The organism is Noviherbaspirillum sedimenti (assembly GCF_003590835.1).
GTDB lineage: Bacteria > Pseudomonadota > Gammaproteobacteria > Burkholderiales > Burkholderiaceae_D > Paucimonas > Paucimonas sedimenti.
In genome coordinates this window covers 370,346-396,759 of the sequence record NZ_QYUQ01000002.1, presented here as the reverse complement: position 1 = coordinate 396,759, position 26,414 = coordinate 370,346, and the positions used below count along the sequence as shown (strand labels likewise).

23 protein-coding genes and 1 tRNA gene are annotated in these 26,414 nt (G+C 61.1%); 7 read left to right on the top strand and 17 right to left on the bottom strand.

Translation table 11 applies throughout. From position 1 onward, the window contains the following. Positions 1 to 102: 102 nt before the first annotated feature. Positions 103 to 187: transfer RNA gene (locus D3878_RS01945), tRNA-Leu, on the top strand. Between the two features lie 206 nt (positions 188 to 393). On the opposite strand, the gene D3878_RS01940 is transcribed toward D3878_RS01945, so the two are convergent. From D3878_RS01940 to ndk, 16 genes are all read right to left on the bottom strand, one after another. Beyond that, on the bottom strand, positions 394 to 933 hold the full coding sequence (locus D3878_RS01940; RefSeq protein WP_119783947.1) for a phosphoribosyltransferase: 540 nt from the start codon (positions 931 to 933) through the stop codon (positions 394 to 396). Positions 934 to 960: 27 nt separating this feature from the next. Beyond that, a complete protein-coding gene (locus D3878_RS01935; protein ID WP_119783946.1) occupies positions 961 to 2,259 on the bottom strand; it encodes an adenylosuccinate synthase in 1,299 nt (432 codons plus the stop codon). Between the two features lie 18 nt (positions 2,260 to 2,277). After that, the gene (locus D3878_RS01930) at positions 2,278 to 3,429 is read right to left on the bottom strand and encodes an ATP phosphoribosyltransferase regulatory subunit (RefSeq protein WP_119783945.1); all 1,152 of its coding nucleotides are present in this window, start codon (positions 3,427 to 3,429) and stop codon (positions 2,278 to 2,280) included. 128 nt (positions 3,430 to 3,557) lie between these two features. Next, on the bottom strand, positions 3,558 to 4,445 hold the full coding sequence (hflC, locus tag D3878_RS01925; RefSeq protein ID WP_119783944.1) for a protease modulator HflC: 888 nt from the start codon (positions 4,443 to 4,445) through the stop codon (positions 3,558 to 3,560). Then, the gene (hflK, locus tag D3878_RS01920; RefSeq protein ID WP_119783943.1) at positions 4,445 to 5,743 is read right to left on the bottom strand and encodes an FtsH protease activity modulator HflK; all 1,299 of its coding nucleotides are present in this window, start codon (positions 5,741 to 5,743) and stop codon (positions 4,445 to 4,447) included. The genes hflC and hflK overlap by 1 nt, the downstream gene beginning before the upstream one ends. Before the next feature lie 72 nt (positions 5,744 to 5,815). Continuing rightward, on the bottom strand, positions 5,816 to 6,937 hold the full coding sequence (gene hflX, locus D3878_RS01915; RefSeq protein WP_119783942.1) for a GTPase HflX: 1,122 nt from the start codon (positions 6,935 to 6,937) through the stop codon (positions 5,816 to 5,818). 35 nt (positions 6,938 to 6,972) lie between these two features. Beyond that, positions 6,973 to 7,209 carry an RNA chaperone Hfq gene (hfq, locus tag D3878_RS01910; protein WP_119783941.1) on the bottom strand — a complete coding sequence of 79 codons (237 nt, stop codon included), beginning with the start codon at positions 7,207 to 7,209 and terminating at the stop codon, positions 6,973 to 6,975. 153 nt (positions 7,210 to 7,362) lie between these two features. Then, the gene (gene der / locus D3878_RS01905) at positions 7,363 to 8,700 is read right to left on the bottom strand and encodes a ribosome biogenesis GTPase Der (RefSeq protein ID WP_119783940.1); all 1,338 of its coding nucleotides are present in this window, start codon (positions 8,698 to 8,700) and stop codon (positions 7,363 to 7,365) included. A gap of 5 nt (positions 8,701 to 8,705) precedes the next feature. Next, positions 8,706 to 9,863 carry an outer membrane protein assembly factor BamB gene (gene bamB / locus D3878_RS01900; RefSeq protein ID WP_119783939.1) on the bottom strand — a complete coding sequence of 386 codons (1,158 nt, stop codon included), beginning with the start codon at positions 9,861 to 9,863 and terminating at the stop codon, positions 8,706 to 8,708. A gap of 16 nt (positions 9,864 to 9,879) precedes the next feature. Next, the gene (locus D3878_RS01895) at positions 9,880 to 10,530 is read right to left on the bottom strand and encodes a YfgM family protein (protein ID WP_119783938.1); all 651 of its coding nucleotides are present in this window, start codon (positions 10,528 to 10,530) and stop codon (positions 9,880 to 9,882) included. 12 nt (positions 10,531 to 10,542) lie between these two features. Beyond that, complete coding sequence (hisS, locus tag D3878_RS01890; protein ID WP_119783937.1) at positions 10,543 to 11,904, bottom strand: histidine--tRNA ligase; 1,362 nt, start codon at positions 11,902 to 11,904, stop codon at positions 10,543 to 10,545. Positions 11,905 to 11,963: 59 nt separating this feature from the next. After that, positions 11,964 to 13,247: a flavodoxin-dependent (E)-4-hydroxy-3-methylbut-2-enyl-diphosphate synthase gene (gene ispG, locus D3878_RS01885; protein ID WP_119787644.1), complete on the bottom strand. Its 1,284-nt coding sequence runs from the start codon at positions 13,245 to 13,247 to the stop codon at positions 11,964 to 11,966. 8 nt (positions 13,248 to 13,255) lie between these two features. Then, positions 13,256 to 14,212 carry a helix-turn-helix domain-containing protein gene (locus tag D3878_RS01880; RefSeq protein ID WP_119783936.1) on the bottom strand — a complete coding sequence of 319 codons (957 nt, stop codon included), beginning with the start codon at positions 14,210 to 14,212 and terminating at the stop codon, positions 13,256 to 13,258. Next, positions 14,205 to 14,990 carry a type IV pilus biogenesis/stability protein PilW gene (gene pilW / locus D3878_RS01875; protein WP_119783935.1) on the bottom strand — a complete coding sequence of 262 codons (786 nt, stop codon included), beginning with the start codon at positions 14,988 to 14,990 and terminating at the stop codon, positions 14,205 to 14,207. Before pilW ends, D3878_RS01880 begins: the two co-directional genes overlap by 8 nt. Then, positions 14,987 to 16,156: a dual-specificity RNA methyltransferase RlmN gene (gene rlmN, locus D3878_RS01870; protein ID WP_119783934.1), complete on the bottom strand. Its 1,170-nt coding sequence runs from the start codon at positions 16,154 to 16,156 to the stop codon at positions 14,987 to 14,989. Before rlmN ends, pilW begins: the two co-directional genes overlap by 4 nt. A gap of 76 nt (positions 16,157 to 16,232) precedes the next feature. Next, positions 16,233 to 16,658: a nucleoside-diphosphate kinase gene (gene ndk / locus D3878_RS01865; RefSeq protein WP_119783933.1), complete on the bottom strand. Its 426-nt coding sequence runs from the start codon at positions 16,656 to 16,658 to the stop codon at positions 16,233 to 16,235. 211 nt (positions 16,659 to 16,869) lie between these two features. On the opposite strand from ndk, the gene D3878_RS01860 reads away from it, so the two are divergent. The 6 genes from D3878_RS01860 to D3878_RS01835 all read left to right on the top strand — a co-directional run bounded on the left by D3878_RS01860 (position 16,870) and on the right by D3878_RS01835 (position 24,047). Beyond that, positions 16,870 to 17,559, top strand: a complete 690-nt coding sequence (locus tag D3878_RS01860) for a Bax inhibitor-1/YccA family protein (protein ID WP_119783932.1) — start codon at positions 16,870 to 16,872, stop codon at positions 17,557 to 17,559. A 291-nt stretch (positions 17,560 to 17,850) separates the two neighbouring features. Then, positions 17,851 to 18,468: a hypothetical protein gene (locus D3878_RS01855; RefSeq protein ID WP_119783931.1), complete on the top strand. Its 618-nt coding sequence runs from the start codon at positions 17,851 to 17,853 to the stop codon at positions 18,466 to 18,468. Between the two features lie 35 nt (positions 18,469 to 18,503). Beyond that, positions 18,504 to 19,550: a hypothetical protein gene (locus D3878_RS01850; protein ID WP_119783930.1), complete on the top strand. Its 1,047-nt coding sequence runs from the start codon at positions 18,504 to 18,506 to the stop codon at positions 19,548 to 19,550. A gap of 37 nt (positions 19,551 to 19,587) precedes the next feature. Beyond that, complete coding sequence (locus D3878_RS01845; RefSeq protein WP_119783929.1) at positions 19,588 to 21,012, top strand: DUF4384 domain-containing protein; 1,425 nt, start codon at positions 19,588 to 19,590, stop codon at positions 21,010 to 21,012. Positions 21,013 to 21,028: 16 nt separating this feature from the next. After that, positions 21,029 to 21,694, top strand: coding sequence for an OmpA family protein (locus D3878_RS01840; RefSeq protein ID WP_119783928.1), 666 nt, complete (start codon positions 21,029 to 21,031; stop codon positions 21,692 to 21,694). 13 nt (positions 21,695 to 21,707) lie between these two features. Beyond that, entirely contained in the window at positions 21,708 to 24,047 is a 2,340-nt protein-coding gene (locus D3878_RS01835) for a CHAT domain-containing protein (protein ID WP_158592152.1), read from the top strand. 33 nt (positions 24,048 to 24,080) lie between these two features. Here D3878_RS01835 and D3878_RS01830 read toward each other — a convergent pair whose 3' ends face one another. Then, positions 24,081 to 26,378, bottom strand: a complete 2,298-nt coding sequence (locus D3878_RS01830; protein WP_158592151.1) for a CHAT domain-containing protein — start codon at positions 26,376 to 26,378, stop codon at positions 24,081 to 24,083. Between the last annotated feature and the right edge of the window lie 36 nt (positions 26,379 to 26,414).

The window sequence follows — 26,414 nt, the reverse complement described above, 5'->3', positions numbered from 1 at the left end:
TAAATTTGCCTGAACAATCAGAAGTTTAATCAGGCTAAAAATATTAATGTGCTGCAGGGCTTTGACAAATTCCAACTTTCAGCTATAATTTTGTCTTCGTTAGCCCACGTGGCGGAATTGGTAGACGCGCATGGTTCAGGTCCATGTGCCGCAAGGTGTGGGGGTTCGAGTCCCTCCGTGGGCACCAAAATACAAAGGGATCGCTTCGGCGATCCCTTTTTATTTTGTGCGCCCACGAGCAAAGCGCCTGCGCGCTTTGCGGGAGGGACTCGAAAGGCTGGGCCTATCGGCCCGGCCGGGGCCGCGGAACGTGGCCGAGCTCCCGACGTGGGCCTTTGAAAACAAAAAAGCTTCGCCGCAGCGAAGCTTTTTTCATGATAGGCCGTCAGACTTTCAGTCGGAACAGGCGTCCGTCAACCCCCGCTTCAGCAAACCCTCAATCCCCAAGTGCTCGTACTCTTCAAACGGCTGTTTGATCCAGGGATTCGTTTCCAGATATTGCACAAAATAATCCGGGCGCATGCAAGAGCAGGCCTTGTACCAGATCACTGCCGAGCGCACCTCGGAAACCTCCGGAAAAGCTTCCCGCAAATGCTTCTGCACCTTGTCCAGCGTGACGCCGGAATCAACCAGGTCATCCACCAGCAATACCCGCCCTTTCAGCGTACCGCTGGACATGGTGACATGCCTGGCGATGGCCAGCTCACCTTGCGTGCTGCCGGCATCTTCGCGATAGGAGCTGGTGGCCAGGATCGCCACCGGCACGTTGAACAGCCGCGACAGCACATCCCCCGGCCGCAAGCCGCCGCGCGCCAGGCACAGGATGTGATCGAACTTCCAGCCTGAACGATGCACCAGCACCGCCAGCTCTTCGATATGACGGCGGTACTGACTCCAGGAAACCCTGAGTTCGCCATGCCCTGCATCGGCCATGAATCAGCTCCTCGATGCGGATGCGATTTACTTGAAAGGATGCCGCAGCACGATGGTTTCCTCACGGTCCGGACCGGTGGAGACCATGTCGATCGGCGTGCCGATCAACTCGCCGATGCGGGCGATATAGGCCCGCGCATTCGCCGGCAAGGCATCCATGCTCTTGGCGCCCACGGTGGACTCCGTCCACCCCGGCATTTCCTCGTACACCGGCACGCAGCGCGCGGCATCTTCCGCGCCCAGCGGGAAGATATCGACCGCCTTGCCATCGACCAGATAGCCGGTGCAAATCTTCAACTGCTCGATGCCATCCAGCACATCCAGCTTGGTCAGGCAGATGCCGGTCACGCCATTGATCTGGATCGAGCGGCGCAGCAGGGCTGCATCGAACCAGCCGCAGCGGCGCGCACGTCCCGTGACGGTGCCGAATTCATGGCCAACGCTGGCGAGATGCTGGCCGACGCCGGCATCCGTAGGCAACTCCGACGGGAAAGGGCCTGAGCCGACACGGGTCGTGTAAGCCTTGGTAATGCCGAGGATGTAATGCAGCATGCCCGGCCCCACCCCGGTGCCGGCGGCGGCATTGCCAGCCACGCAATTGCTCGAGGTGACGAAGGGATAGGTGCCGTGATCGACGTCCAGCAGGCTGCCCTGGGCGCCCTCGAACAAGAGGTTGGCGCCAGCCTTGTAGGCGGCATACAGGGCGCTCGACACATCGGTCACCATCGGCCGGATACGCGGCACGTTGGCCAACGCATCGTCCAGGGTCTTCTGATAGTCGACTGCCGGCGCCTTCAGATACTGGGTCAGGACGAAATTATGGTAATCGAGGTTTTCTGCCAGCTTTTCGGCGAAACGCTGCTCGTTCAACAAATCCATCACGCGGATCGCCCGGCGCGCCACCTTGTCTTCATAGGCCGGGCCGATGCCCTTGCCGGTGGTGCCGATCTTGGCGGCGCCGCGGGCGAATTCGCGCGCCGCATCCAGCGCAGCATGGTAAGGCAGGATCAGCGGGCATGCTTCCGATACCTTCAGGCGCGAAGCCACCTCGACGCCGCTGGCCTCGAGCTTGTCAATCTCGCGCAACAGATCCGGCACCGACAGCACCACGCCATTGCCGATATAGCAGGCCACGCCGGCGCGCATGATGCCCGAGGGGATCAGCTGCAGCGCCGTTTTCTGGCCGCCGATGACCAGCGTGTGGCCGGCATTGTGCCCACCTTGGAAGCGCGCCACGCCCTGCGCATGATCGGTCAGCCAATCGACGATCTTGCCTTTGCCCTCATCGCCCCATTGGGTACCGATCACCACTACGTTCTTTGCCATACGATTCTCTACAGTCAGTTAGCTCAAATTCTTCAATACCCAATTGCCGCCCTCGCACACCAGCTCGCGGTCGCAATCGAATTCACCTTGTTCCCTGCCATGGCCTGGAAAGCACTGGATCACGACTTCGCCGGCCCGACGCAGCGCCGTGATCTGTTCGCGCAATGCATTGTCGCGCCCCCACGGCGCCAGAATCGCACTGCTGCGCTCGACGGCCGGCAAAAGCCGCGCCAGTTCGCGCAAATCCATCGAAAATCCGGTCGCCGGGCGCGCCCGGCCAAAGGCCTCGCCGACATGATCGTAGCGGCCGCCACGCGCCACTGCGTTCGGCAAACCCGGCACGTAGGCGGCAAACATCGCGCCGCTTTCGTACTGGTAGCCACGCAAGTCAGCCAGGTCGATCGTCACGGTGGCGCTGCCTGCCACATCCAGCAAGGCCTGTAATTCATCCAGTGCCTGCACCACGCCAGGCAAGGCCGGCAAGGCGGCACGCGCCGCGGCCAGCACACTGCCATCGCCATACAGGGCGGGCAGCGCCAGCAAGGCGGCGCGCGTGGCGGGGGCATAATCGCCCGTCAGTTCGCGCAGGCCGGCGCCATCCTTGGTTTTCAACAAGCTGATCAAAGCTTCTTCATCGGATTGCGCGCGGACATCGCTTTGCAGGATCGCCCGCACCACGCCCACATGGCACAAATCCAGCCTGACCTCGGCAATGCCGGCCAGCGCCAGGCAAGCCAGCACCAGTTCCTGGATTTCGGCATCGGCTTCCAGGCCGGCGTGGCCATAGATTTCCGCGCCGATCTGCAGCGGTTCGCGCGTGGCGTGCAGGCCCGATGGCCGCGTGTGCAGCACACTGCCGGCATAGCACAGGCGCGTGACCGAACTGCGATTCAACAGGTGGGCATCGATGCGCGCCACCTGCGTGGTCATGTCGGCGCGCAGACCCAGGGTGCGTCCGGACAACTGGTCCACCAGCTTGAAGGTGCGCAAACCCATGTCCTGGCCGGCACCGGTCAGCAGCGACTCGAGATACTCGAGCATCGGCGGCATGACCAGCTCATAGCCATAGCGCCGGAAAGTGTCGAGCATGTTGCGGCGCAAGTCTTCAATCTTGCGCGCCTCGGCGGGCAGGACATCGGCAATGTTTTCAGGTAGGAGCCAGGTGCGCATTACAGTGAAATTGCTTCAGAAAAAAATAAACCGGACTGGCCATGGCCAGTCCAGCAAACCGGGCGATCCATCCACACATCGGTGCCGCCCATCGAAAAACCATGGAATCCGCTGCAAGCGGATTCCGCTTACTTGGCGCCGGCGCCCGCCGCGCCCGAGCTCCTGAAATAGCGGAAAAACTCGGAATTCGGATCCAGCACCATCACATCGTTCTGGCCCTTGAAGCTGGTCCGGTACGCCTGCAGGCTGCGATAGAACTTGTAAAACTCGGGATTCTGGCCAAACGCCTGGGCATAGATCTGCGACGCCTTGGCATCGCCCTCGCCGCGCATCTTCTCGGCTTCGCGATAGGCTTCGGCGAGGATCACGGTACGCTGCTTGTCGGCGTCGGCGCGAATCTTCTCGGATTCCGCCGCGCCGGTCGAGCGCAATTCGTTGGCCACGCGCAGACGTTCCGAGCGCATGCGGTCGAATACCGAATTGCTGATCTGCTCGACATAATCCACGCGTTTCAGGCGCACGTCGATGACCTGGATACCGATCTTCTTGGCCTCGTCCTCGACATTCTTCTGGATCGCATTCATCACCTTGGCGCGCTCGCCGGAGATCACTTCGCGCACCGTGCGCTTGGTGATTTCCAGGTTCAGCGCATCCTTGATGATCTGCGACATGCGGTCCAGCGCGCGCCGCTCGTCGCCGCTGAAGCTGACGAAATACAGGCGCGGATCGACGATACGCCACTTGACGAAGGAATCGATCAGGATGTTCTTCTTTTCGGCCGTGATGAAACGGTCGGCATCCGGCGAATCCAGCGTCAGGATGCGCTTATCGAGGAAAATCACATTCTGGAACGGCGGCGGCATCTTGAAATGCAGGCCAGGCTTGTCGATCACCTGCTTGACTTCACCGAGGGCGAAGACGATCGCATATTTGCGCTGGTCGACGATGAACACGGTGGACGACAGCAACCAGATCGCCAGGACGGCGGCGACGGCAATGGTAACAAGACGGTTCATTATCTGCCCTCCCGCTCACGTGAGCTGCGCGCATCCTGCGAGCGCAACGCGCGCTCGGCTTCGAGCGTCTGGGCGGCGGCTTCCGGGCTGCCGGCAGCGGCTGCTGCGGACGCCGCCGGGGCGCGCGCCGCGTTGGCCGCATCCTGGCCGGCGGTGTGCGCAATCAGCTTGTCGAGTGGTAGATACAGGAGATTATTGCCGCTTTTCGCGTCGATCATGACCTTGCCGGTGTTGGAGAAAATCTGCTGCATGGTATCGAGATACATACGGTCGCGCGTGACGGCCGGCGCCTTCTGGTATTCCGCCACCACTTGCTTGAAGCGCGAGGCATCGCCCTGCGCGGTTTCGCCGACGCGCGCACGGTAGGCTTCGGCTTCCTGCAACAGGCGCTCGGCGGCGCCGCGCGCCCTTGGAATCACGTCATTGGCGTAGGCCTGGCCTTCATTTTTCTGGCGCTCGCGGTCCTGCCCGGCCTTGACGGCGTCGTCGAAGGCCGCCTGCACCTGCTCGGGCGGTTGCACGCCCTGTGTGGCGACGTTGGTCACCAGTACGCCGGCATTGTAGCGGTCGAGGATGTCCTGCATCAGTTTCTTGGCGTCGAAGGCCACCTTGGCGCGATCTTCGTACAGCACGAAATCCATCTTGTTCCTGCCGACCACTTCACGAATTGCCGATTCAGCCACCTGCTTGACCATTTCTTCCTGTTCGCGATTACTGAAAATCCATTTTTCGGCATCGCTCAGGGTGTATTGCACCGCGAACTGGATGTCGATGATGTTCTCGTCGTCGGTCAGCATCAGCGATTCACTGGTCTGCTTGTTGCGGACACTGCCGCGATAGCCGACTTCGGCAGTGCGCACCTGCGACACGTTGACGATTTCATGGGTCTGGATCGGCGCCGGCCAGCGCCAGTTGAAACCGGCCGGCGTTTTATGCGTGTACTTGCCAAAAGTCAAAACCACACCGGTCTGGCCTTCCTGGACAATGAAAAATCCGCTGATCAGCCACAGGAAAGCCAGCACGACCGCGGCGATGCCGAAGATGCCGAAGCCGGCGCCGCGCATTTCCGGCTTGAAGCCGCCAGGGCCATTGCCGCCGCCCTTCTTGCCGCCAAACAGGCGGTTCAGGCGCTGGTTGAAATCGCGCCACAATTCATCGAGGTCGGGCGGGCCTTCCGGCCGCTTGCCATCCTGCGGATTCTGGTTCTGGTTCTGGTTGTCGTCTTGCGAACCACGACCCCAGCGGGGATCGTTGATCGAAAACTTGAGACCGATTTTTTTTAGTATTGGGGCAAGCATTCTAGGTCGCGATCAGCTGAAATAGTGTGGGAAAATGCCCATTGATTGTGTGGCGGAATGCCCATTGAATTACTAAATATGCGCGTCATTGATCACCTGCACGGATGCGCCCGCGAGCGGGGCCGCGCCACTCTCCCTGGCAAACTCCGCCATGGCCTGGCGCAAAAGATCCAGGCCGGCGCCGGTTTGGGCGCTGATGAAAACACGCCGGATTTTATCATACTCATTACGCTCCACCGCCGGCTCCAGGCCCGCCGCATCGATCTTGTTCCAGACCAGAATCTGCGGAATATCGTCGGCGCCAATTTCCTTGAGTACCAGGTTGACCTGCTCGATCTGCTCCATGCGCGCCGGGCTGGCCGCATCGACCACATGCAGCAACAGGTCGGCCTGGATGGTTTCCTCCAGGGTGGCGCGGAAAGCCGCCACCAGTTGATGCGGCAACTCGCGGATGAAACCGACCGTATCCGAAATCACGATGCTGCCCACTTCGTCCAGGTGCAGCCGCCGCGAAGTCGTATCCAGGGTGGCGAACAGCTGGTCGGCGGCATAAGCCCGCGCCTTCGTCAGCGAGTTGAACAGGGTCGACTTGCCGGCATTGGTATAGCCGACCAGCGACACTGAAAAAGTATTGCTGCGGGAGCGCGCACGGCGCTGCGTGGCGTGCTGGCGGCGCAGCTTGTCCAGTTTGGCGCGCAAGGCCTTGACCCGCTCGCCCAACAGGCGGCGATCGGTTTCCAGCTGCGTTTCACCGGGACCGCGCAAGCCGATACCACCCTTTTGCCGTTCCAGATGGGTCCAGCCGCGCACCAGGCGAGTTGCCAGATGCTGTAACTGGGCCAGCTCGACCTGCACCTTGCCCTCGTGGCTTTGCGCGCGTTGCGCGAAAATGTCGAGGATCAGGCTGGTACGGTCGACCACCCGCACCTTCAGGTGGCGTTCGAGGTTGCGCTGCTGGGCCGGCGACAGGGCATGATTGAAAATCACCAGCTCCAGGGTCTCGTCGCGTACCGCGTTGGCGATTTCGTCGGCCTTGCCGCTGCCGACAAACAATGCGGCATCCGGACTGGCGCGCCGGCCAATGATGGTGACTACCGGCTGCGCGCCGGCGGACTTGGCCAGCAGCGACAACTCTTCCAGGCTGGCGGCAAAGTCGCCCTTGCCGAAATCGACGCCGACTAGAGCCGTGCGCATATCGGTGTCAACATGAAATTACTGATTGGCAAATCTTATTCCGCTTCGGTATCGACGTTCAGGTTGACCGCACGCGCCGGGACCACCGTGGAGATCGCATGCTTGTAAACCATTTGCGTGACGGTATTGCGCAGCAGGACCACGTATTGATCGAAGGATTCGACATGTCCTTGCAGCTTGATGCCATTGACCAGGTAGATTGAAACCGGGACGTGCTCTTTGCGTAAGGCGTTCAGGAAGGGGTCTTGTAACAGTTGCCCTTTATTGCTCATAACAGCTCCATTGTGTAGTTGTGTTCTGGAGGTGGAGGCAACTTGATTGGTTTTCAAGTGCCTCCAGGGTGAAGAAATTCGACTGTAGCCGATTTTTCAATTTGTTGCCATGACCAATGTAACGAAAAAAGTCGTTACATCGGCCTATTTTTCCTACTTGGTGAAGGGGTTTTTTCCTGACCTGAATTCGATCCGCAATGGCGTACCAATCAGCGAAAAAGTTTCCCGGAAATGCTTTTCCAGGTAACGCTTGTAGTTGTCGTCGATGGCATCCAGTGCATTGCCGTGGATAACCACGATCGGCGGATTCTGCCCGCCCTGGTGCGCATAACGCATCTTCGGCCGGATCGACCCCTTGCGGCGCGGCTGCTGGTGCTCCACCGCCTCTTCCAGGGCGCGCGTCAGCTTCGGCGTAGAAAGATTGATCATGGCTGCGGCATAGGCCGAATTGACCGACTTCATCAGGGGACCGATGCCGGTGGACTTGAGCGCCGAAATGAAATGGAACTTGGCAAAGGACAGGAAACTGAGCTTGCGATCCAGGTCAATCTTGATTTCATCGCGGCGGTCGCTGGTCAGGCCATCCCACTTGTTGATGCCGACCACCAGCGCCCGGCCCGACTCCAGGATGAAGCCGGCAATATGGGCATCCTGTTCCGAGATGTCTTGCTGTGCATCGAGCAGGAGCAGGACCACATTGGCTTCCGAAATCGATTGCAGGGTCTTGACCACCGAGAATTTCTCGATCGCCTCGAAAACCTTGCCGCGCCGGCGGATACCGGCGGTGTCGATCAGGGTGTAATGCTTGCCCTCGCGCTCGAACGGGATTTCGATCGAGTCGCGCGTGGTGCCGGGCATATCGAAGGCGATCACGCGCTCTTCGCCGAGCAAGGCATTGACCAGGGTCGATTTGCCGACGTTGGGGCGGCCCACGATGGCCAGCTTGATGCCGGATTCCTGCTTCTCTTCAGGCTCTTCTTGCTCCGCCTGCCTGGCGCCGAACACCAGGTCGAGCGTCTCGTTGACGAGGTCATGCACGCCATCGCCATGGGCAGCGGAAATGACATAAGGATCGCCCAGGCCAAGTTCGTAGAAATCGGCGGTGACCGTGGTGTACTTCATGCCCTCGGACTTGTTGACGACCAACAGCACCTGACGGCCCGACTTGCGCAGGAAATCCGTGATGGTCTTGTCATGGGGCGTGAGGCCCTGGCGGCCATCGACCAGGAAGATGACGGCATCGGCTTCGGCCACGGCCTGTTTGGTCTGCTTAGCCATCTCATGCATGATGCCTTCCTTGGCGACCGGCTCGAAGCCACCGGTATCGATCACCAGGAAGGGACGTTCGCCGACGCGGCCCTCGCCGTAATGGCGGTCGCGCGTGAGGCCTGGAAGATCAGCCACCAGGGCATCACGCGACCGCGTCAGGCGGTTGAACAGCGTGGACTTGCCGACATTCGGCCTTCCGACTAATGCAATTACCGGTTTCATTAAATTCAGTTAACTCCAAAGGCGACCAGGGTACCGTCCCTGGTCTGGAAAACGGCATGCGAACCCGCCACCACCGGCGTGCCCATCACCGGGCTGCCATCGGTCGCTACGCGCGCCAGCATGGTGCCGTCTTCACGTGAAAGGAAATGGACATAGCCCTGGTAATCCGCCACCACCACGGCACGGCCGAAGGACAGCGGTGCCGACAGGCGGCGGTTGGCCAATTGCTTGTTGCGCCAGACGCTGGCGCCGCTCTCGCGGGTCAATGCGTGCAGCGAGCCGGCCTCATCGGCGGCGAACACGAAACGCTCGTCGCCGCCCAGGCCAACTTCGCTCGACAGGTTGCGCGCCCAGCGCGCTGTGCCGCCGATACCGTCAAAACAGGCCGCGCGCCCTTGATAGGCCACCGCGCAAACATCGCGCCCCAGCAGCAGCGGCGCGCCGGATGTATCGGCCATGCGTTCAAGTTCGGTGGCGCCACGCGCCTCGCCGACCGCCACCTCCCAGCGCGGACCGCCGTTATTCAGCGTCACCGCCAACAGGCGCCCGCCTGGCAGGGCCGCGTAGGCATTGCCATCGGCGATGACAATGCCAGGCGCGCTGCGCAAGGTCAGGGTAGGCAAGCTGCGCTGCAGGACCCAGCGGCGCTTGCCGGTTGCCGCATCAAAGCCGGCGATGCTGTTGTCGACACTGCGCACCACCACCAGGCCCAGGCCGACCGCCGGCGCCGACAGCACTTCGCTCGAGGCCTGCGCCTTCCAGACTTCCTTGCCATTTTCATCGAATGCCAGGATGCGGCCCTTCTCGCCAGCCACCACGACCAGGTTGCCGTCGCTGCCAACCCCTGCGGTCAGCGGCATGCCGGCATTGATGCGCCACAGGGCGCGGCCGCTGGCGGCCTCGATACGGGTCAGCGTGCCGTCGGCGGCGGCGGCGAACAGGCTGTTGCGGGCCGCGGCCGGCGAAAACACGTGCGCGCCGGCGCTGCCGACGCCAACCGTCCAGGCGGCGGTCGCCGCCAGGGTCGGCTTGAACTCGACCAGCGCTGCCGGCGGATTGCTCGGCGCCTTCTTGCTGGAAAAGGGATTCAGCGAAGACAGGGTGGAACATCCCGCGAGCGCGACAACGGTTCCCGCGACAGCCAGTTTCAAAACAATACGCATCTCATCTCCCCTGTCATCAAGCCGCGGTCTTGGCCGCTGCGCCGCCGATCGCATCCAGTTTCAGCTGCACCAGCTGGCGCCCCGGATTATTTTCATCCATTTTTTCCAGCGCGCTGCGATATGCCGTGCGTGCTTCTTCCAGCTTGTTCTGCGCTACCAGGATATCGCCCTTGCGGTCGGCCACGGCAGCCGCAAACGACGCCGGGAAATCGCCAGCCAGGAGCTTCAGGCCTTCGTCGTAAGCCTTTTCATCCAGCAGGATGCCGGCCAGGCGTACCTTCGCTACCGCCTTGTATTCGTCGTGCTGGCCGCTTTTCGCCACCCATTCGAGCTGCGCCTTGGCAGCCTTGAGGTCGCCGGCATCGAAGGCCGTTTTGGCGGCAGCCAGCGCGCCCATCTCGGCATACGCCGTGCGGCCGAACTTGTCCTGCAAATCAGCGGCAGCGCGCGCCACCTTGGCGGCGTCCTTGCCGCCAGCGGCTTTCTGCAATTCCTCATACAGCATGCCCGCCTGCGTCGCCTGGTTGCCCTGATAAGTCTTCCAGCCGGTCCAGGCGGCATAGCCGCCCAGCGCGATGATCAACACCCAGGTAATCAGGTTGCCATATTGCTTCCACCAAGCCTTGATGGAAGCCATTTGTTCTTGTTCTTCGAGATCGTATGCCATGATATTTTAATGTTAATGGTGGTAATGGATATGCTCGTGATTGTGATCGTGGTCATGTTCGTCGCCTGCCCCGACGATCTGGTCGACAACGTGCTCAACCGCTTTGTCGAAGGCGACCGTGACCTGCTTGTTCTGCTCTTCCTCGGCACGCATGGCCTTGACCGTAACATTGCCGGCCGCCACTTCGTCTTCGCCGATGATCAGGGCGAAGGCTGCACCGCTGGCGTCGGCGCGCTTCATCTGCGACTTGAAGCTGCCGGTGCCGGCGGTCGTCGCGCAATGCAGCACCACATCCAGGCCGGCATCGCGCAAGCGCTCAGACAGCACGAAAGCCTGCATCTGCGCCCCCTCGCCCTGGTGCACCAGGTAGACGTCGCAATGATTGCGGGCGAATTGCTCACCGCTGGCCTTCATCAGTTCCAGCAGGCGCTCGACGCCCATGGCGAAGCCGCAGGCCGGGGTTGCTTTACCGCCGAACATCTCGACCAGCGGATCGTAGCGGCCGCCGCCGCAGACCGTGCCTTGCGAACCAAGCTGGTCGGTCACCCATTCGAACACGGTGCGGTTGTAGTAATCCATGCCGCGCACCAGGCGCGGGTTGATGGTAAACGGAATGCTGTTGTGGCGCAGGATCTTCTGCACACCCTCGAAGTGGGCGCGCGATTCCTCGCCGAGGTAATCGATCAGCTTCGGTGCTTCATTGACCATCGCCTGCATCGCCGGATTCTTGGTATCCAGGATGCGCAGCGGGTTCGAATGCAGGCGCCGCCTGGCATCCTCGTCCAGCAAGTCGGCATGCTGCTCGAAATACGCGATCAGGTCGGCACGGTGACGATGGCGCTCTTCGGCATCGCCGATCGAATTGAGTTCGAGACGGATGTCCGACAGGCCAAGGTCATCCCACAGGCGCTGGCACAGCATGATCAGTTCGGCATCGATGTCCGGCCCGGAAAAACCGATCGCTTCGGCGCCGACCTGGTGAAACTGGCGATAGCGGCCGCGCTGCGGACGCTCGTGGCGGAACATCGGGCCGGCGTACCACAGGCGCTTGGGGCCATCGTAGGTCAGATTATGCTCGAGCGCCGCGCGCACCACGCCGGCAGTGCTTTCCGGGCGCAGCGTCAGGTTGTCGCCATTCATCGAATCGGTGAAGGAATACATTTCCTTCTCGACGATATCGGTGACCGCGCCCAGGCCGCGCGCAAACAGCGCGGTCGGCTCGACGATGGGCGTGCGGATCTGCTGGAAGCCGTAGCTCTTCAATACCGATTGCACGGTATTCTCGAACAACTCCCACAGGGGCGCATCTGCCGGCAGGATGTCATTCATCCCCTTCACGCCGACAATTTTCTCTGCTTTCTTGTTTTCAGACATCTTCTAATCATCATGACCGGACCAGCCGGATTGGGTAAATGTGAGGGCCGCAGCGCAGCTTACAGCGCGGCCTCTTTGGCGCCCTCATTGGCACCATAGCGGCTTTGCACGTAGTCCAGCACGATCGCCTGGAATTCCTCGGCGATGCGCTCGCCGCGCAGAGTGATTTTTTTCTGGCCATCGACGAACACCGGCGCCGCAGGCGATTCACCGGTGCCGGGCAGGCTGATGCCGATGTTGGCGTGCTTGGATTCGCCGGGGCCGTTGACGATGCAGCCCATCACCGCGACATTCATGCCTTCCACGCCCGGATACTGTTTTTTCCAGACCGGCATCTGCTCGCGCAGATAGCTCTGGATACGGTCGGCGAGTTCCTGGAACACCGTCGAAGTCGTGCGTCCGCAACCCGGGCAGGCGATCACCATCGGCGCGAACTTGCGCAAACCCATGGTCTGCAGGATTTCCTGCGCCACCACCACCTCTTTGGTGCGGTCACCGCCAGGCTCGGGCGTAAGCGAAATACGGATGGTGTCGCCAATGCCTTCCTGCAGCAGCACCGACAAGGCCGCGGTCGAGGCAACGATGCCCTTGCTGCCCATGCCGGCCTCGGTCAGGCCGAGGTGCAGCGGATAGTCGCAGCGCCTGGCCAGTTCGCGGTAGACCGCGATCAGGTCCTGCACACCGGAGACCTTGCACGACAGGATGATGCGATCGCCCGCCAGGCCAAGCTCTTCGGCGCGCTGGGCGTTTTCGATGGCCGACGTCACCAGCGCCTCGTACATCACCGCCTGCGCATCCCAGGGCTGGGTGCGTTGCGCATTCTCGTCCATGATACGCGCCAGCAGATTCTGATCCAGGCTGCCCCAGTTGACGCCGATGCGCACCGGCTTGTCGTACTTGCAGGCGGCCTCGATCATTTGCGCAAATTGCGTGTCGCGCTTGGCGCCCTGGCCGACGTTGCCGGGATTGATGCGGTACTTCGACAAGACGCGTGCGCAGTCGGGATAATCGTTCAACAGCGTATGGCCGTTGTAATGAAAATCGCCTACCAGCGGCACGTCGATGCCCATCTTGTCGAGCTGCTCGCGAATCGCCGGCACGGCCGCCGCCGCTTGCGGATTATTGACGGTGATGCGTACCACTTCCGAACCGGCGCGCGCCAGTTCCTTGACCTGGATTGCCGTGGCAATGACATCGGCCGTATCGGTATTGGTCATCGACTGCACCAGCACGGGTGCGCCGCCACCGACGCCGACTTCACGCGCGCCATAACGGATGACCACGCGCCTGCTTTGGCGTCTTGGGCTCGGGCCGGAGCCGATCGGAAGATTATTGCTTTCCATATTCATCGTTATTTCAGTGTCACACGCGCGACGTTGTTCTTGGTATCGGCATTCAGGTTCAGTGCCTGGCCGCGGTAGGTAACATCGACGCCTGCCGCATTACCGACCACCAGGCTGGCGCCCTGAGCAACGTCGAAGGATTCGGTCGTTCCGGCCGGCAGCAGGCGCGCTGCCAGGCTGACGCCATCAGCGCGCTTGAGTTCGATCCAGGATGCTGCACGCACGGTCAGCACCAGCTTGTCGGCCACCGCAGGTGTCGATTGTGCCGCAGGTGTTGATGGCGCCGCAGGCGTCGGCGGCAGCGCGTTCGTTGCCGCCGACGTTACCGGGGCCGTTGGCGCAGCCGGCGTGGCTGGCAACTGTGCCGGCGCTTCCGTCGTCGGCGCTGGCACATCCTCGGCGGCCTGCCCCAGCGGCACGCCGCTGGCAGCATCCGGCGCCAGCGGTTCTGGCTGCATGCCTGTCCGGGCCGGGGCCATCTGCCCGCCAGGCAATCCGGCGATCCAGCCATCCCGCACGGCCAGCCAGCCAAGCGCCGCCAGCACCAGCAACAACAGGATGGCCGCCAGCCACTTTGTCCCGCCACCGGGACGCTTGGTCGCCGGCAAATTCGATTCAGTAAACGTGGCCGACCGGGTGCGCCGCACGTCAAGCGATTCCGTGCCCGGCGCCGGCTTTTCTGCAATCAGGGCCAGCAGCGGCGCCGGCTCGAGCCTGAGCAGCTTCGCATAGGCACGCACAAAACCGCGCGCGATCACCATCCCGGGCAAGGCAGCGAAATTATCGTCTTCCATTGCCTGCACCTGGCGCGGCGCCAGGTTCAACTGGTTGGCCACCTGCTCCACCGTCCAGCCGAGCGCCTGGCGCTGTGCAGCCAACTGGGCGCCCGGACCCGGCATGGCGGCTTCCGGCGCCGGGCTCAATGGCGCCTCCTGGTCGCGGCCTTCCATACCCGCATCACTCATTGAAAGCCCCACGCTGGTAGGCGGCAAATTCGGCCGAATCGGGGAAGCGGCGGCTCAACTGGGTCACCAGGCTCAATTCAGCTGCGCGGTCGCCCAGCTTGCGCTCGACCTTGATGGCCTGCCACAAGGCATCCGCGCTCAAGGCATCGGAACGCGTGACGCGCGCAATGTAAAAGCGCGCCTTCTCATAGTCGCCGCGCTCGTAATGTATTTTCGCCAGGTTGACGTTGGTCGACACACTGCCGGGATCCAGACGGAAGGCCTCAGTGAGATAGCGCTCGGCCTCAGCGTTCTTCTTCATGCGCAGGCTGCACACGCCGGCATTCTGCAGGGCCTTGGCCGGCGACTGGTAACTGCGGTTCTTCAGGGCCGATTCGAAATAGGCGATCGACTGTTCCGGCCGGCCGTTCTGGCACAGGAACCAGCCGTAATTATTGTTGAAATCGGGGTTTTGCGGCGCCAGCCGCAGGGCTTGCTGGAAATTATCCTCTGCCAGCCGGGTCTCGCCCATATCCATGTAGATCAGGCCGCGCACGCTATAGGCATCGGCGAAATTCGGGTCGGCCTGCAGGGACTGCTTGATCTCGTCCAGCGCCACCGGCAACTGCTGCTGCTGGTAATAGCTCACCGCCAGCTGCAGGCGGATGCGCGCGCGCTTCTGATCATCGGTCTGGTCCGAACTGGTCAGCAACTCGCGATCGGCGCCAATGTGGGAATTGCTCGCGCAACCCGCCAGGAATGCCGCCGCCAGGATAAGCACGCTGCCCAGTTTCTTCATCTCGACACCTCCACGATACGGCCGAAATCCTGGCCAAATTTATTTTTATATTCCGCCATTTTCTGCATGCGTTCCTGCACCCGCGTACGGTCCTGCACTTCGCCGGCCAGCTGGCCGCAGGCGGCATCGATATCGTCGCCACGGGTCTTGCGGATCGTGGTCACGATACCAGCATCCATCAGGATCTGGGCAAATGCCTTGATGCGGGCATTATCCGAACGCAGCAGGCCCGACTCCGGGAACGGATTGAATGGGATCAGGTTGAACTTGCATGGCACTTCACGGCCCTTGCTGCGCACCAGCGCGATCAGCTCGCGGGCGTTGTCGTCAGTGTCGTTGACGCCAGCCAGCATGCAGTATTCAAACGTGATGAAATCGCGCGGCGCGTACTCGAGGTAGCGCTTGCAGGCCGCCATCAGCTCGACCAGCGGATATTTCTTATTGAGGGGAATCAGGCTGTCGCGCAAGGCATCGCTGGAGGCATGCAGCGACACCGCCAGCGCCACCGGGCACTCCTGCGCCAGCTTGTCGATCATCGGCACCACGCCGCTGGTCGACAGCGTCACGCGGCGGCGCGACAAGCCATAGGCATTATCGTCCAGCATCAGCTTCAGGGCGGTGACGGTCGGCTCGAAGTTGAGCAGCGGCTCGCCCATGCCCATCATGACCACATTGGTGATCTGACGCTCGCCCTTGGGGCCGGGCTCGACGCCCTTGGTCTTGCGCAATTCAAATTCGGCCATCCACAACTGGCCAATGATCTCGCCCACCGTCAGGTTGCGGCTGAAACCCTGCTTGCCGGTCGAGCAGAAGCGGCAATTGACCGCACAGCCGGCCTGCGTCGAAATACACAGGGTGCCGCGCGTCTCTTCGGGGATGAATACCGTTTCAACGGCATTGCCCTGGCCGACATCGAGCAGCCATTTGCGGGTGCCGTCGGTCGAGGTATGGTCGCTGATCACCGCCGGTGCAGCAACAAAGGCGCGCGTGGCCAGCTTGTCGCGCAGCGACTTGGCCAGATCGGTCATGGCGGTGAAATCGGCGACACCGAACTGGTGTATCCAGCGTTGCAATTGCTTGGCGCGGAACGGCTTCTCACCCAACTCGCCGCAGTAGGCCACGAGTTGCGCGGGATCGAGGTCCAGCAGGTTGGTGAGAGTCGTCATAGGTCCACTTCAACTTCATGTTGTTGTCCGCCCGCGCAGACTGCCGACTGGCAGGCGCGGGGAGGACAACGGGGGATTAACGCGAATAGACGTTCAGGGCCGGGAAATAATAGGCGATTTCGACGGCGGCGGTTTCTGCTGCGTCGGAGCCATGCACGGCGTTGGCATCGATCGAATCGGCGAAATCGGCGCGGATGGTGCCTTTTTCAGCTTTCTTCGGATCGGTAGCACCCATCAGGTCACGGTTCTTGGCGATCGCGCCTTCACCTTCCAGCACCTGGATCATGACTGGGCCGGACACCATGAAATCGACCAGATCCTTGAAGAAAGGACGCTCGCGGTGCACGGCGTAGAAGCCTTCGGCTTCGGCGCGCGACAGTTGCGCCATGCGGGCGGCGATGACCTTCAGGCCGGCGGATTCAAAACGGGTGTAGATCTGGCCGATCACGTTTTTTGCGACTGCGTCCGGTTTAATGATCGACAGGGTGCGTTCGATTGCCATCTAAAAACTCCAATAAAATGAAAGGGTTAAGGGTAAACGTTAAAAATTCAACTAACCTTCGATTTTAGCACGAAACGCCCTCCCCATGACTTGAACCCCATAGGAAACCGGGAGTAAATCCTCTGTATTTCCCAATTTATCATAAAGCATTGCTGCCGCAGTCATGCTATTCTTGGGATTGCAAACCTGATACCATTACTGGAGGCAATATATGAACCAACCCCTGCAACACGCTTACAGCACCGCCGCGCAACCGGCCGTCGCGCGCAACCGGGTGTTGCGCAATACCTACCTGCTGCTCGCGCTATCAATGGTGCCGACCGTGCTCGGCGCCTGGCTGGGCGTGCAATTCAAATTTTCCCTGTTCGCCGGCAGCCCGTTCATCGGCTTCATTGCCTTCATGGCAATCGCCTTCGGCTTCATCTGGGCGATCGAGAAAACCAAGCACTCCGCCATGGGCGTAGCCGTATTGCTGGGTTTTACCTTTGTCATGGGCCTGATGCTGTCGCGCCTGATCAGCCATACCCTGGGTTATTCCAACGGCGCTTCGCTAATCATGACCGCCTTCGGCGGCACGGCGGCGATCTTTACCGTAATGGCTACCATCGCCACGGTATCCAAGCGCGATTTCTCCGGCATGGGCAAATGGCTGTTCGTCGGCATGCTGGTGGCGCTGGTGGCCATGGTCGCCAACATCTTCCTGCAACTGCCGGCGCTGCAACTGGCCCTGTCGGTGATCCTGATCGGTATTTTCTCGGCGTACATCCTGTATGACGTCCAGCAAGTCATCAATGGCGGCGAAACCAATTACATCACCGCCACCTTGAGCATCTATCTGGATGTCTACAATATTTTCGCCAACCTGCTGTCGATTCTGGGGATTTTTGGCGGCGACGATTAAGCTTGAAGCCTCTCTACAAAAACCGGCCGGAAGGCCGTTTTTTTTCGTCCTCAGATATCGGCCAAACGGTCGGGATTACATAAATTCAACATTTCGTAGCGTTTCAATTTACAAATTATCGATAAAGCGGCGGCAAGCAACCCAAAGTAATGCCTTTCGGATATATTTCTCAAAATCAATCGCAAGATATGTATGGTATGCGGCTGCCCACCGCTTGTGGATGTTTGCATTCCATCCAGTTTACCCTCACGACAACGCTGTCGAATTGGCCATAAAACTCAGGGAAAAAGAATGAACCGTTTAGTCACACAAATCCTGCTCGCCGCCCAACTAGGCCTTGCCGCCTGCGGCGTCTACGCGCAATCCCAGTCCGCCCCGCGTGCCAAGGAAGTCGTGCTGGCATCCCTGGCACAAGCTGCCGCGGCGCCGGGTGCGGCGGCCAATACGGCCCGACCCGATGCCCTGGCCGTCTCCGTGCTGACTGAAGGACCGCTCAACATGCTGGTTACGCGCTCCGTCGAGGCCCCCTTCTCGACCGGCGACAAATTCCGCATCAAGCTCCTTTCGCCCCGTGACGGCGAGGTTGCGATCTTCAACACCCCCCCTGTCGGCGAAACCAGCAAGGCGCCAATCTGGCGAGCGCGCGTCAAGGCAGGCGTAGAATCCGTCAGTAACCTCATGCAATTGACCGGCAATCGCGGCGTGGATCAGTTGCACGTTGTTTTGCTGCCCTCGGGCCATAGCGGCGATCCTTTCCCTGCATTCCAGGGCATGATGGCCGCCAATGGCAGCGCCGGCAAGTCAGCCAAAGACATTCGGCTGGTGACGGAAAACACCAACCAGGGCACTTATTTCTACAACCCGAACGGCCAGGGCGGATTTGTCACGATTCATATCCGCCATCAATAAACCCGCAGCTCTCTGACCATCCAGGGAACGACACAATGAAAACCATCTCCGAATCGCGCGCTGGCCGGACATTCGCAAAACAGGCTGCCCGCACCGGTATCTGCCTGACGCTGGCTTGCATGACGCCGCTGACCGCGCACGCCCAATCGTCCACGCAGACGCTGCCGCCTGCCGAGAAGCAAACTGAAGCGACGCAGAAATTCGGCTTGCTCAACCTGGCCGGGTATGCTGGACTGACCATTTTCCAGGCGATCAACAATTGGGCGAACAACCGCATCGGCGGTGCCGCCATGCCGGCGCAGGCAGGTGCCGCACAGCCGTCCACCGCAGTCTCGCTGGCGGCGGCATTCGTCAACCAGATCGCCCCGCAGTTGCAAGGCAGCCTGGCGACCATGGCGCAAGGCTCGCAAAGCGCCTGGATTCCGTCACCGCAGCCCGCTTCTTACAATCTGCAACCTGGACAGCAGATTCCGTTTACACAGGCGCCGCACTTCAGCCCGGCGCCGCTGATCCTGGGGCAACCCGACGTGCCCTTCGCGACGCAGCAGGCCGCATTCGATCCCAATAAACCATGGGACGGCAGGGCAAATTATCAGGGCGTAACGGTATCGGCCATGATGCTCGATAGCCAGAACCGCGTGACCGAAACCCGTTCGCTGGTGGCAGCGTTCCGCACCGGCGAGCGCTTCAAATTACGGCTGGTCAGCACCTTCGATGCGATCGTGTCACTGGACGCGTTGCGCGCCCAGCCGGGCACGGTCAGCCCGGAGGGCGTGTTCAGCCATCCGCCAAGCTGGGCCGGCCAGCTTTATCCGGCCCGCGCCGACCAGGTCGTACGGATCAAGGCCGGCGAAGTGGCCATGCTGCCCCTGGGCGCCAGCGAATACTTTACTTTCGAAGGCAAGACCGGCCTCGAACTGCTATCGCTGAACGTCCGCCATCCGCAGGCTACCAACCAGGAACTGAACCGCCAGCCCGTGTATCGCCAGGACATGCCGGAAGCGACCGCCTATTCGCAACTGGCGCAAAACGGCGCCTATCTTGGACTGAGCCAGATCCTGGTCCTGCGGCACGGCAATTGAGCCGCCGCTTTTCCTCGACGACACGACTGGAACCGGAATGAAATTGACTTCACTGAAGCGACACATCGCCCCCTTCGGATTGGCTGCACTCGGTGCCCTCGCGGCAGCGCCGCTGCATGCCGAGAACTATGCCCTGATCTTGACAATCGGGAATTACAGTAATCCGAATGCATCGCTGCCGGGAATCGATCTGGATGCCCGCATGGCGCGCAAGATTGCGCAATCCATGGGCGTGCAGGAACCGAACATCCTCGACCACAAGGATAGCCAGCTGTCCCAGCACGGGTTGCAAGCGACGCTGGCGACGCTGACGACGCGCATTGCGCAGGGTGACAATGTCTTCATCTACTACTCCGGACACGGCTCGCAAAGGTCCTCGCGCGGGGCTGGCAAATGTTCCGAAGGCATGGTGACGCATGACATGAGCACCTTTGATGACATTGAACTAGAGACGACGCTCAAGCAACTCGCGGCAAAAGCGGGACAGGTCGTGATGCTGAATGACTCCTGTTTCTCGGGCGGACAGGCCACCAAGAGTCGCGACATCCATGCCGATCCCGATCGCAAGGCAAAAACCTGGAAGGATGTGACGAACACCGCGAATTACCAGTGCGGCAATGCGATCAATGCAAAGATGACGCGCAACCTGGTACCGACAGCCGCTAAGGCGGGTGCCAATTTCCTCTACATCGCCGCTGCCGCCGACAATGAGGTAGCGTTTGCAACCTCACGTGGCAGTTCCGCCACGGTCGCCTGGTCCAGTTGCCTGGATGCGCGCGCGGACGCCGACCGCAGCGGCATGCTGACCGGACGCGAACTGCAGCGTTGCGCACAGGAATGGATTCGCAACAATAACTACAACCAAACCATCACACTGGTCGGCAACGCCGACCTGCCGCTGGCCTTCGCCCATTCCGCCATGCCGGCGCAGGGCGGCACTGCCGGCGCCGCCGCGGCGTCCGCTGACGGCGCAGCCAATGCACTGGCTGCGCTGGAAAACCTGCGCCAGCAGGCCTCGCCAAACATGCGCGTGCAATTGCGCAGCGCCAAGCCCAGCATGAAGATCGGTCGGGATTACCTCGACCTCTCGGTGACCACGAACCAGAGTGGCTATCTCTACCTGCTGCATGTAGGCTCGGACGGCAAATCCTTCGACCTTCTGTTCCCCAACAGCCGCGACGCCAACAATCATGTCCAGGCGGGCACCACGCTGCTGCCGCGCCCATCCTGGGGCATCCAGGCTGCAGGCCCGGCCGGTACCAGTTATGTCATGGCGATCCTGTCGGAGACGCCGCGCGAATTCGGCGCCGGCATGACGGAAATCGCCAGTACGCCTTTCCGTTCAACTGCCGCCAGCACACGCGCAGTACGTAACCTGGCCGTAGTCGGAATGGGGCAAGGGGCCAGTGCGCCGGGACGCATCGGCGCCAGCGCCGTGCTGCCGATCATTGAAGTCAACTAGACGCGTGGAGAAGTTGATGCATTCGCCCTCCATGCCCCCCCGTGCGGGTTTTCGCTTTTTACCGCGCCGTATCGGCACTCTTGCCGCGATGATGGCGACGCTGGCATTGCCGTCGCTGCCTGCGCATGCGCAAAGCCGCCTGGATGCGCCGTCTGCGCAGGAACTGATCGAAGCACTGGCAAAGCCGATGCCGGATGGCCAGGCTCCTGCACGCCGCACCAGGGCCCTGATCCGCCCCGACGCAAAACTGCCGGATGCCACCACCGCGCTGTGCGACACACCGGGCAATGCACTCGCAGGCACGCGTGGCGCCGGGAAAACCCGGGCCTTGTATGTCACCGATGCGCCCAAGGTCGACCTGAACGTGCGTTTCGCGCTGGATTCATCGAAGCTGTCCGCGGATGCCGAGCAGATGCTCGATGCGCTGGGACAGGCGCTCAAGAGCCCTGAACTTCGCACCGAGACCTTCGTCATCGCCGGCCATACCGACAGGCAGGGAAATGGCGACTACAACAAGCGCCTGTCCTGCGAACGCGCGGCCGCGGTCGGCGACTATCTGGCGAAACGGCATGGCATCGCGCGCGAGCGCCTGGTGATACTCGGCTTCGGCTTCGACCGCCTGCTGAATCCGGATCAGGCGGATGACGAAATCAACCGGCGCGTCGAAGTGCGCCGCAATTGACCGGGCCATACTCATGAAACCGACAAGCGCTCTGGCAACCCTGATGCTTTCGCTGCTCGCTGGCTGGGCGTCGGCCCAAAGCCCGCAGAATCCAGCGAATGGCAAATCACAGACAGTCGAATTGAGCCACAGCGATCTCATGAAGATGGGCGAGCTGAAAGGCATGGGCCTCCACGCCGAAAACGTCGCGCATCTGGAATCGTTTGCGGCAAAAGGCGAACTGAAGACCGACATTCTTTTTCACCTCTGCACCGCCTATAGCGATGCGCGCCAGTTCGGCAAGATGACGGACTGCTTCGACAAACTGCGCACGCGCGCCGTCAACGGCGTCTTCATGTTCGATTACGGTTCCGGCATCCGGCAAGATTTCTCGGCCACGATCTATCAGGTCTTCGCGGAAGGCTATCGCCAGGTCGGCGACTACCGCAGGGCGATCGATGCCTTGCTGATGGCAATGAAAGACCCGAAGGACATCGATGTGCATTCACTTGGCAAGCTTGGCATCGTCTATGCAGCTTCAGGCGACATCGCAAATGCCCGCAATACGGCAAAGCGGCTTGCCGCTCATGTTCCCACGGCACAGGATGCCGCCGTGGCTGACATGAAGCATCACTGGCTTGCCGAAATTTATATGCTGACGAAAGACTACGCGCTAGCGCTGGAGGAAACCGAAAAATTTGCAGGCAGCCCGATGGTGCAGAATTTCTATGCGCAACCCGGGAAGTTCGGCGAGGATAGCGTGTCGTACATGCGCGCCGCCGAAGCCGCAAGCCGCGGCGCCGTGCTGCTGGAACTGGGACGCATCGATGATGCGCGCGCCAGTTACGATGCCGCCCTCACCCACCCGCGTTTCAGCACGCAAGGGGATACTTACTGGACCGGCCTGTTCAACCGCGGCCGCATCGCCGAAAAGGACGGCAAGCCGGCCGACGCCATCCGCTATTACCGGCAGGCGGTCGAAGTCATCGAACAGGAGCGCTCGACCATCCGCAGCGATGCCGGCAAGATCGGCTTCGTCGGCGACAAGCAGGCCATCTACAGCCATCTGATCGGCGCGCTGATCCGCGCCAGACGCGATGGCGAAGCCTTCGAACTCGCCGAACGCGCCAAGGCGCGCGCCCTGGTGGACATGCTCGCCTCGAAAGAAAATTTCGGCCAGTCCACGACTGCCGGCGCCTCGCTGGCGGAAATGACGCGGCTGAACGCGGCGCTGTCGGTCCCCGATCGCCTGAGCGCGACCGCACAGCAGCTTGAACGGCAGCAGCAAGTCCGCCGCAGCATGGCGGCCGCATCCGAGCGGCTGCGCAAGGCGGATCCGGAACTGGCTTCGCTGGTGACGGTCAGTGGCATCGGCGAAGCGGAACTGCGCGGCCTGCTGCAGCCCGATGAAACGCTGGTCGAATTCTATTACTTCGGCCGCGACCTGTACGCCTTCGTTGCGACGCAAGGCGCCTTGCGCGCGGTCCGCCTCGACGGTACCGGCCTGGCCGAACAGGCACGACGCATGCGCGCAGCAGTGCAAAACCCGCAGTCGCGCGACTTTCACGCGCTCGGCAGCCAGCTGTACGCGCGCCTGCTGGCGCCGCTCGGCCTGCCGAAGGAGGGCAAGCTTTTGATCGTCCCGCACGGCGTGCTGCATTACCTGCCCTTCAATGCACTCGCCGCTAGCAAGGAATTCCTGGTCGATCGCTACAGCATCCGCCTCTTGCCCAGCGCCAGCATGCTCAAGTTTCTGAACGGACGCAAAACCTCCGGCAAGGGCTTGCTGGTGCTGGGCAATCCGGACCTCGGCAATCCGCAACTGGACCTGCCGGGCGCACAAAAGGAGGCTGCCGAAATCGCCCGTCTGCATCCGGATGCCAAAGTCTTGCTGCGCGGCGCCGCTACCAAATCCGTCGTGAAGTCGGAAGGCGCCCAATACGCCTGGATTCATTTCGCCAGCCATGGCAAGTTCAATCCGGAGCAGCCGCTGCAGTCGGGACTGTTCCTCGCGCCGGAAAAAAAAGGCAGCGCCATGGAAACCGGCACGCTCACCGTCGACGAACTGTATTCGCTCGAATTAAATGCGGACCTGGTCACCCTGAGCGCCTGCGAAACCGGGCTCGGGAAAATCGACAACGGCGACGACGTCATTGGCCTGACCCGCGGGTTCTTCTATGCCGGCGCCGCCAGCATCATCGCCAGCCTGTGGGAAGTCGATGACCAGGCGACCTACGAGATGATGACCCGCTTCTACAAGGAAGTCGGCGTCTCCGCCAAGTCCGATGCCCTGCTGAAGGCGCAGCGGGCAGTCAAGGCGAAATACCCCCACCCCTATTACTGGGCGGCCTTCCAGCTGGCGGGCAAGCGCTGACGACGGCGGCAAGAAGCAGGAATGCCCTGCCGTTCAGAACACGCCGCTGATCTGAAACGCGGCCCAATAGTAAGGATGCGGATACTTGCCAATGATTTTCAGTTGCGCACGTCTGAGCGCGGCGGCCTTGCCGGACCCGGTCCGGTTTTGATAAAAACCGAGCATCAGATCGCGCGTCGCCTGGTCATCGACTTCCCACAGGGAAGAGACGATCGAACTGGCGCCGGCGTATAGAAAACCGCGGTTCAGGCCAACCACATCATCCCCGCGAGAGGCGTCGCCAAGCGCGGTTTCACATGCGGACAGGACCACCAGATCCACATTGAGCTGCAAATCGTAAAGCTCCCCTACCGTCAGCAAGCCATCGTTTTCCGCATCCGCCGACATGTACAAGCCGGATGATAGAGGATTGTCGGAGGCAAATTTCCCATGCATGGCGAAATGAATTTCCCGATGCTGCGGCCCGAGCTTTCTTAAGGCAGTTTCGGAAGCCTGCTTTCTTAACAGCAGTTTGGATCGCGCATTTAACCTGGAAAGCAGTTTTGCCTCTTCTTCGGCGCCGGGCAAATCAAGGCTGCGATCGCCAAGGTCGGGATTGCCCAGCACGAGCAGATCGCTGTTTTTGGGACTCGCGTTCTTGCCAAGGAAGGGAAGAACCGACGCGCTCGGCAATACCCGTAGTTCGGCATTATTGACCAGATAGGCCCGACCATCGTGGAGTGCGGCAAACGGTATGTAATGCAGGGCGCCATGAGGAATGATGGTCAGAGGCCCCTTGTCCGCGAACGACAATGCCGGTGCCATGATCGCGTCGAACAGTTTTTTGCCATTTGCCAGGTAGTCCTTGCTCTTGGGGTCGGTGATGCTTTTCCTGAAATTTTTCGCATGCGCCAGCGCCGGTTTCGCGTCCAGCTTCAGCGCCTTGATCGCCTTTTTCGTGACCACGAAGGCGAACAGCCTTTCCCCTTCGCCGAAGTACTCGATGACGGTTTCCCCGGCTTTCAGTTGACTTTGCACTTGTGCCGCCGGCAGCGACGCGACGGAAATCAGGGATCCCAGATGCGGATTGCCGCGGACGATGTTCTGCCGCAGATTCGCGGTCCGGCTGGCGCCGGCAGTCAGCGTCGGCCGCAAGAAATTTTCCGCGGCGTCGGACATTTGCAGCTCCTGCAGGGATTGCGAAAAAGCGCCCGGCTTGCCTTGGCCGGATGCCGACAGCTTGGTGCCGAGCATGTCCACCAGCGCCCTCGACTTGGCGCGTTCGGCGTATTCGAAGGCTTCGGCATCGCGCCCGCGCGCGACCAGCTCATCGATCAGCAGCGCATACATTTCGGATTTGCTGGTGACATAGCCCATGCGGCCCGCCTCGGAATCGATCGCAGCCCGCTCGGCTTCCAGGGCGGCAATTGCGGCCTTCCAGTACGCGATGGCCGATTCCTTGTCGCCCTTAGCGTAATCGATGCGCCCGAGATGGTAATTCGCCAGGCGCTGCAGGCCCATGAGGTATTTCGTGTCCTCCAACTGCAGCAGTTCCAGGTAAGTCTGCTTCGCCTCCTCCAGCTTGCCGCTCTCATAGGCGCACAAGGCTTGCAGGCGCAGGTAATACAAGTTCGCGACGCGCTCCATGGCGTCCGCCCCGCCTTCGTAAAGCTGGTTCAAGGGCGCGCTGAACAGCTTGATCAAGCCCACATCGAGGCCGACGGCCGAGCGCGGGATCGTCTGATAACAGGCTTCATATCGGCCAAGCAAAAATTCCGTCTCGGCTGCCACCACCGCGCCGCCGCGCGGATTCATGATGCGCGAGGGCAGGCGGATGAACGACACGTAGTCTTCCAGCGCTTGTTTGACAACCGGCTCGATGCCGCCCATGTTGCGCTGGGCTCTGGCGAGTATCGGCGCCGCGATTGCCCGGCTGATGAAATTCCGGTTTTTTTCCCCGCTAAAGGAGAACATGGTCGCTTCACGCTGGACGTAAGGCATGAGGTTGGCGACTACCTCCTTGTAGCGGCCCTGCTCCAGCAACAGCTGGTTGTACTGGATTTGCAGCTGCTCCAGGCTGTTGCTGAAACCGGCGGCGGCCATGGATTTGGTTTTATCGTTCGCCAATGCCTGCGTTTTTTGCTTGTACATGCCGATGCACTGTTCGGCGCGGATCTGGTCGCCCGCTTCGATGAAGCCGGAACAAAGGTAATAAGCGTAGATGCTTTTGTCGTCGCCGTCCGCCTTGCCCCGCACGTATTCTTCGACGGTTTTTCCCGAGGTATAAAACTTCCTCGCCTCCACCATCGCATTCAATGCCCATTCCTTCGGATCCTCATTGCGCTGGGTCACACCTGTTGCACAAGCCGACAGACCAAGAATCGCGCC

Coding starts and splice junctions, on each gene's coding strand:
- D3878_RS01940 (WP_119783947.1), bottom strand. CDS start 933: ATGGCCGATGCAGGGCATGGCGAACTCAGGGTTTCCTGGAGTCAGTAC.
- D3878_RS01935 (WP_119783946.1), bottom strand. CDS start 2,259: ATGGCAAAGAACGTAGTGGTGATCGGTACCCAATGGGGCGATGAGGGC.
- D3878_RS01930 (WP_119783945.1), bottom strand. CDS start 3,429: ATGCGCACCTGGCTCCTACCTGAAAACATTGCCGATGTCCTGCCCGCC.
- hflC (WP_119783944.1), bottom strand. CDS start 4,445: ATGAACCGTCTTGTTACCATTGCCGTCGCCGCCGTCCTGGCGATCTGG.
- hflK (WP_119783943.1), bottom strand. CDS start 5,743: ATGCTTGCCCCAATACTAAAAAAAATCGGTCTCAAGTTTTCGATCAAC.
- hflX (WP_119783942.1), bottom strand. CDS start 6,937: ATGCGCACGGCTCTAGTCGGCGTCGATTTCGGCAAGGGCGACTTTGCC.
- hfq (WP_119783941.1), bottom strand. CDS start 7,209: ATGAGCAATAAAGGGCAACTGTTACAAGACCCCTTCCTGAACGCCTTA.
- der (WP_119783940.1), bottom strand. CDS start 8,700: ATGAAACCGGTAATTGCATTAGTCGGAAGGCCGAATGTCGGCAAGTCC.
- bamB (WP_119783939.1), bottom strand. CDS start 9,863: ATGCGTATTGTTTTGAAACTGGCTGTCGCGGGAACCGTTGTCGCGCTC.
- D3878_RS01895 (WP_119783938.1), bottom strand. CDS start 10,530: ATGGCATACGATCTCGAAGAACAAGAACAAATGGCTTCCATCAAGGCT.
- hisS (WP_119783937.1), bottom strand. CDS start 11,904: ATGTCTGAAAACAAGAAAGCAGAGAAAATTGTCGGCGTGAAGGGGATG.
- ispG (WP_119787644.1), bottom strand. CDS start 13,247: ATGGAAAGCAATAATCTTCCGATCGGCTCCGGCCCGAGCCCAAGACGC.
- D3878_RS01880 (WP_119783936.1), bottom strand. CDS start 14,212: ATGAGTGATGCGGGTATGGAAGGCCGCGACCAGGAGGCGCCATTGAGC.
- pilW (WP_119783935.1), bottom strand. CDS start 14,990: ATGAAGAAACTGGGCAGCGTGCTTATCCTGGCGGCGGCATTCCTGGCG.
- rlmN (WP_119783934.1), bottom strand. CDS start 16,156: ATGACGACTCTCACCAACCTGCTGGACCTCGATCCCGCGCAACTCGTG.
- ndk (WP_119783933.1), bottom strand. CDS start 16,658: ATGGCAATCGAACGCACCCTGTCGATCATTAAACCGGACGCAGTCGCA.
- D3878_RS01860 (WP_119783932.1), top strand. CDS start 16,870: ATGAACCAACCCCTGCAACACGCTTACAGCACCGCCGCGCAACCGGCC.
- D3878_RS01855 (WP_119783931.1), top strand. CDS start 17,851: ATGAACCGTTTAGTCACACAAATCCTGCTCGCCGCCCAACTAGGCCTT.
- D3878_RS01850 (WP_119783930.1), top strand. CDS start 18,504: ATGAAAACCATCTCCGAATCGCGCGCTGGCCGGACATTCGCAAAACAG.
- D3878_RS01845 (WP_119783929.1), top strand. CDS start 19,588: ATGAAATTGACTTCACTGAAGCGACACATCGCCCCCTTCGGATTGGCT.
- D3878_RS01840 (WP_119783928.1), top strand. CDS start 21,029: ATGCATTCGCCCTCCATGCCCCCCCGTGCGGGTTTTCGCTTTTTACCG.
- D3878_RS01835 (WP_158592152.1), top strand. CDS start 21,708: ATGAAACCGACAAGCGCTCTGGCAACCCTGATGCTTTCGCTGCTCGCT.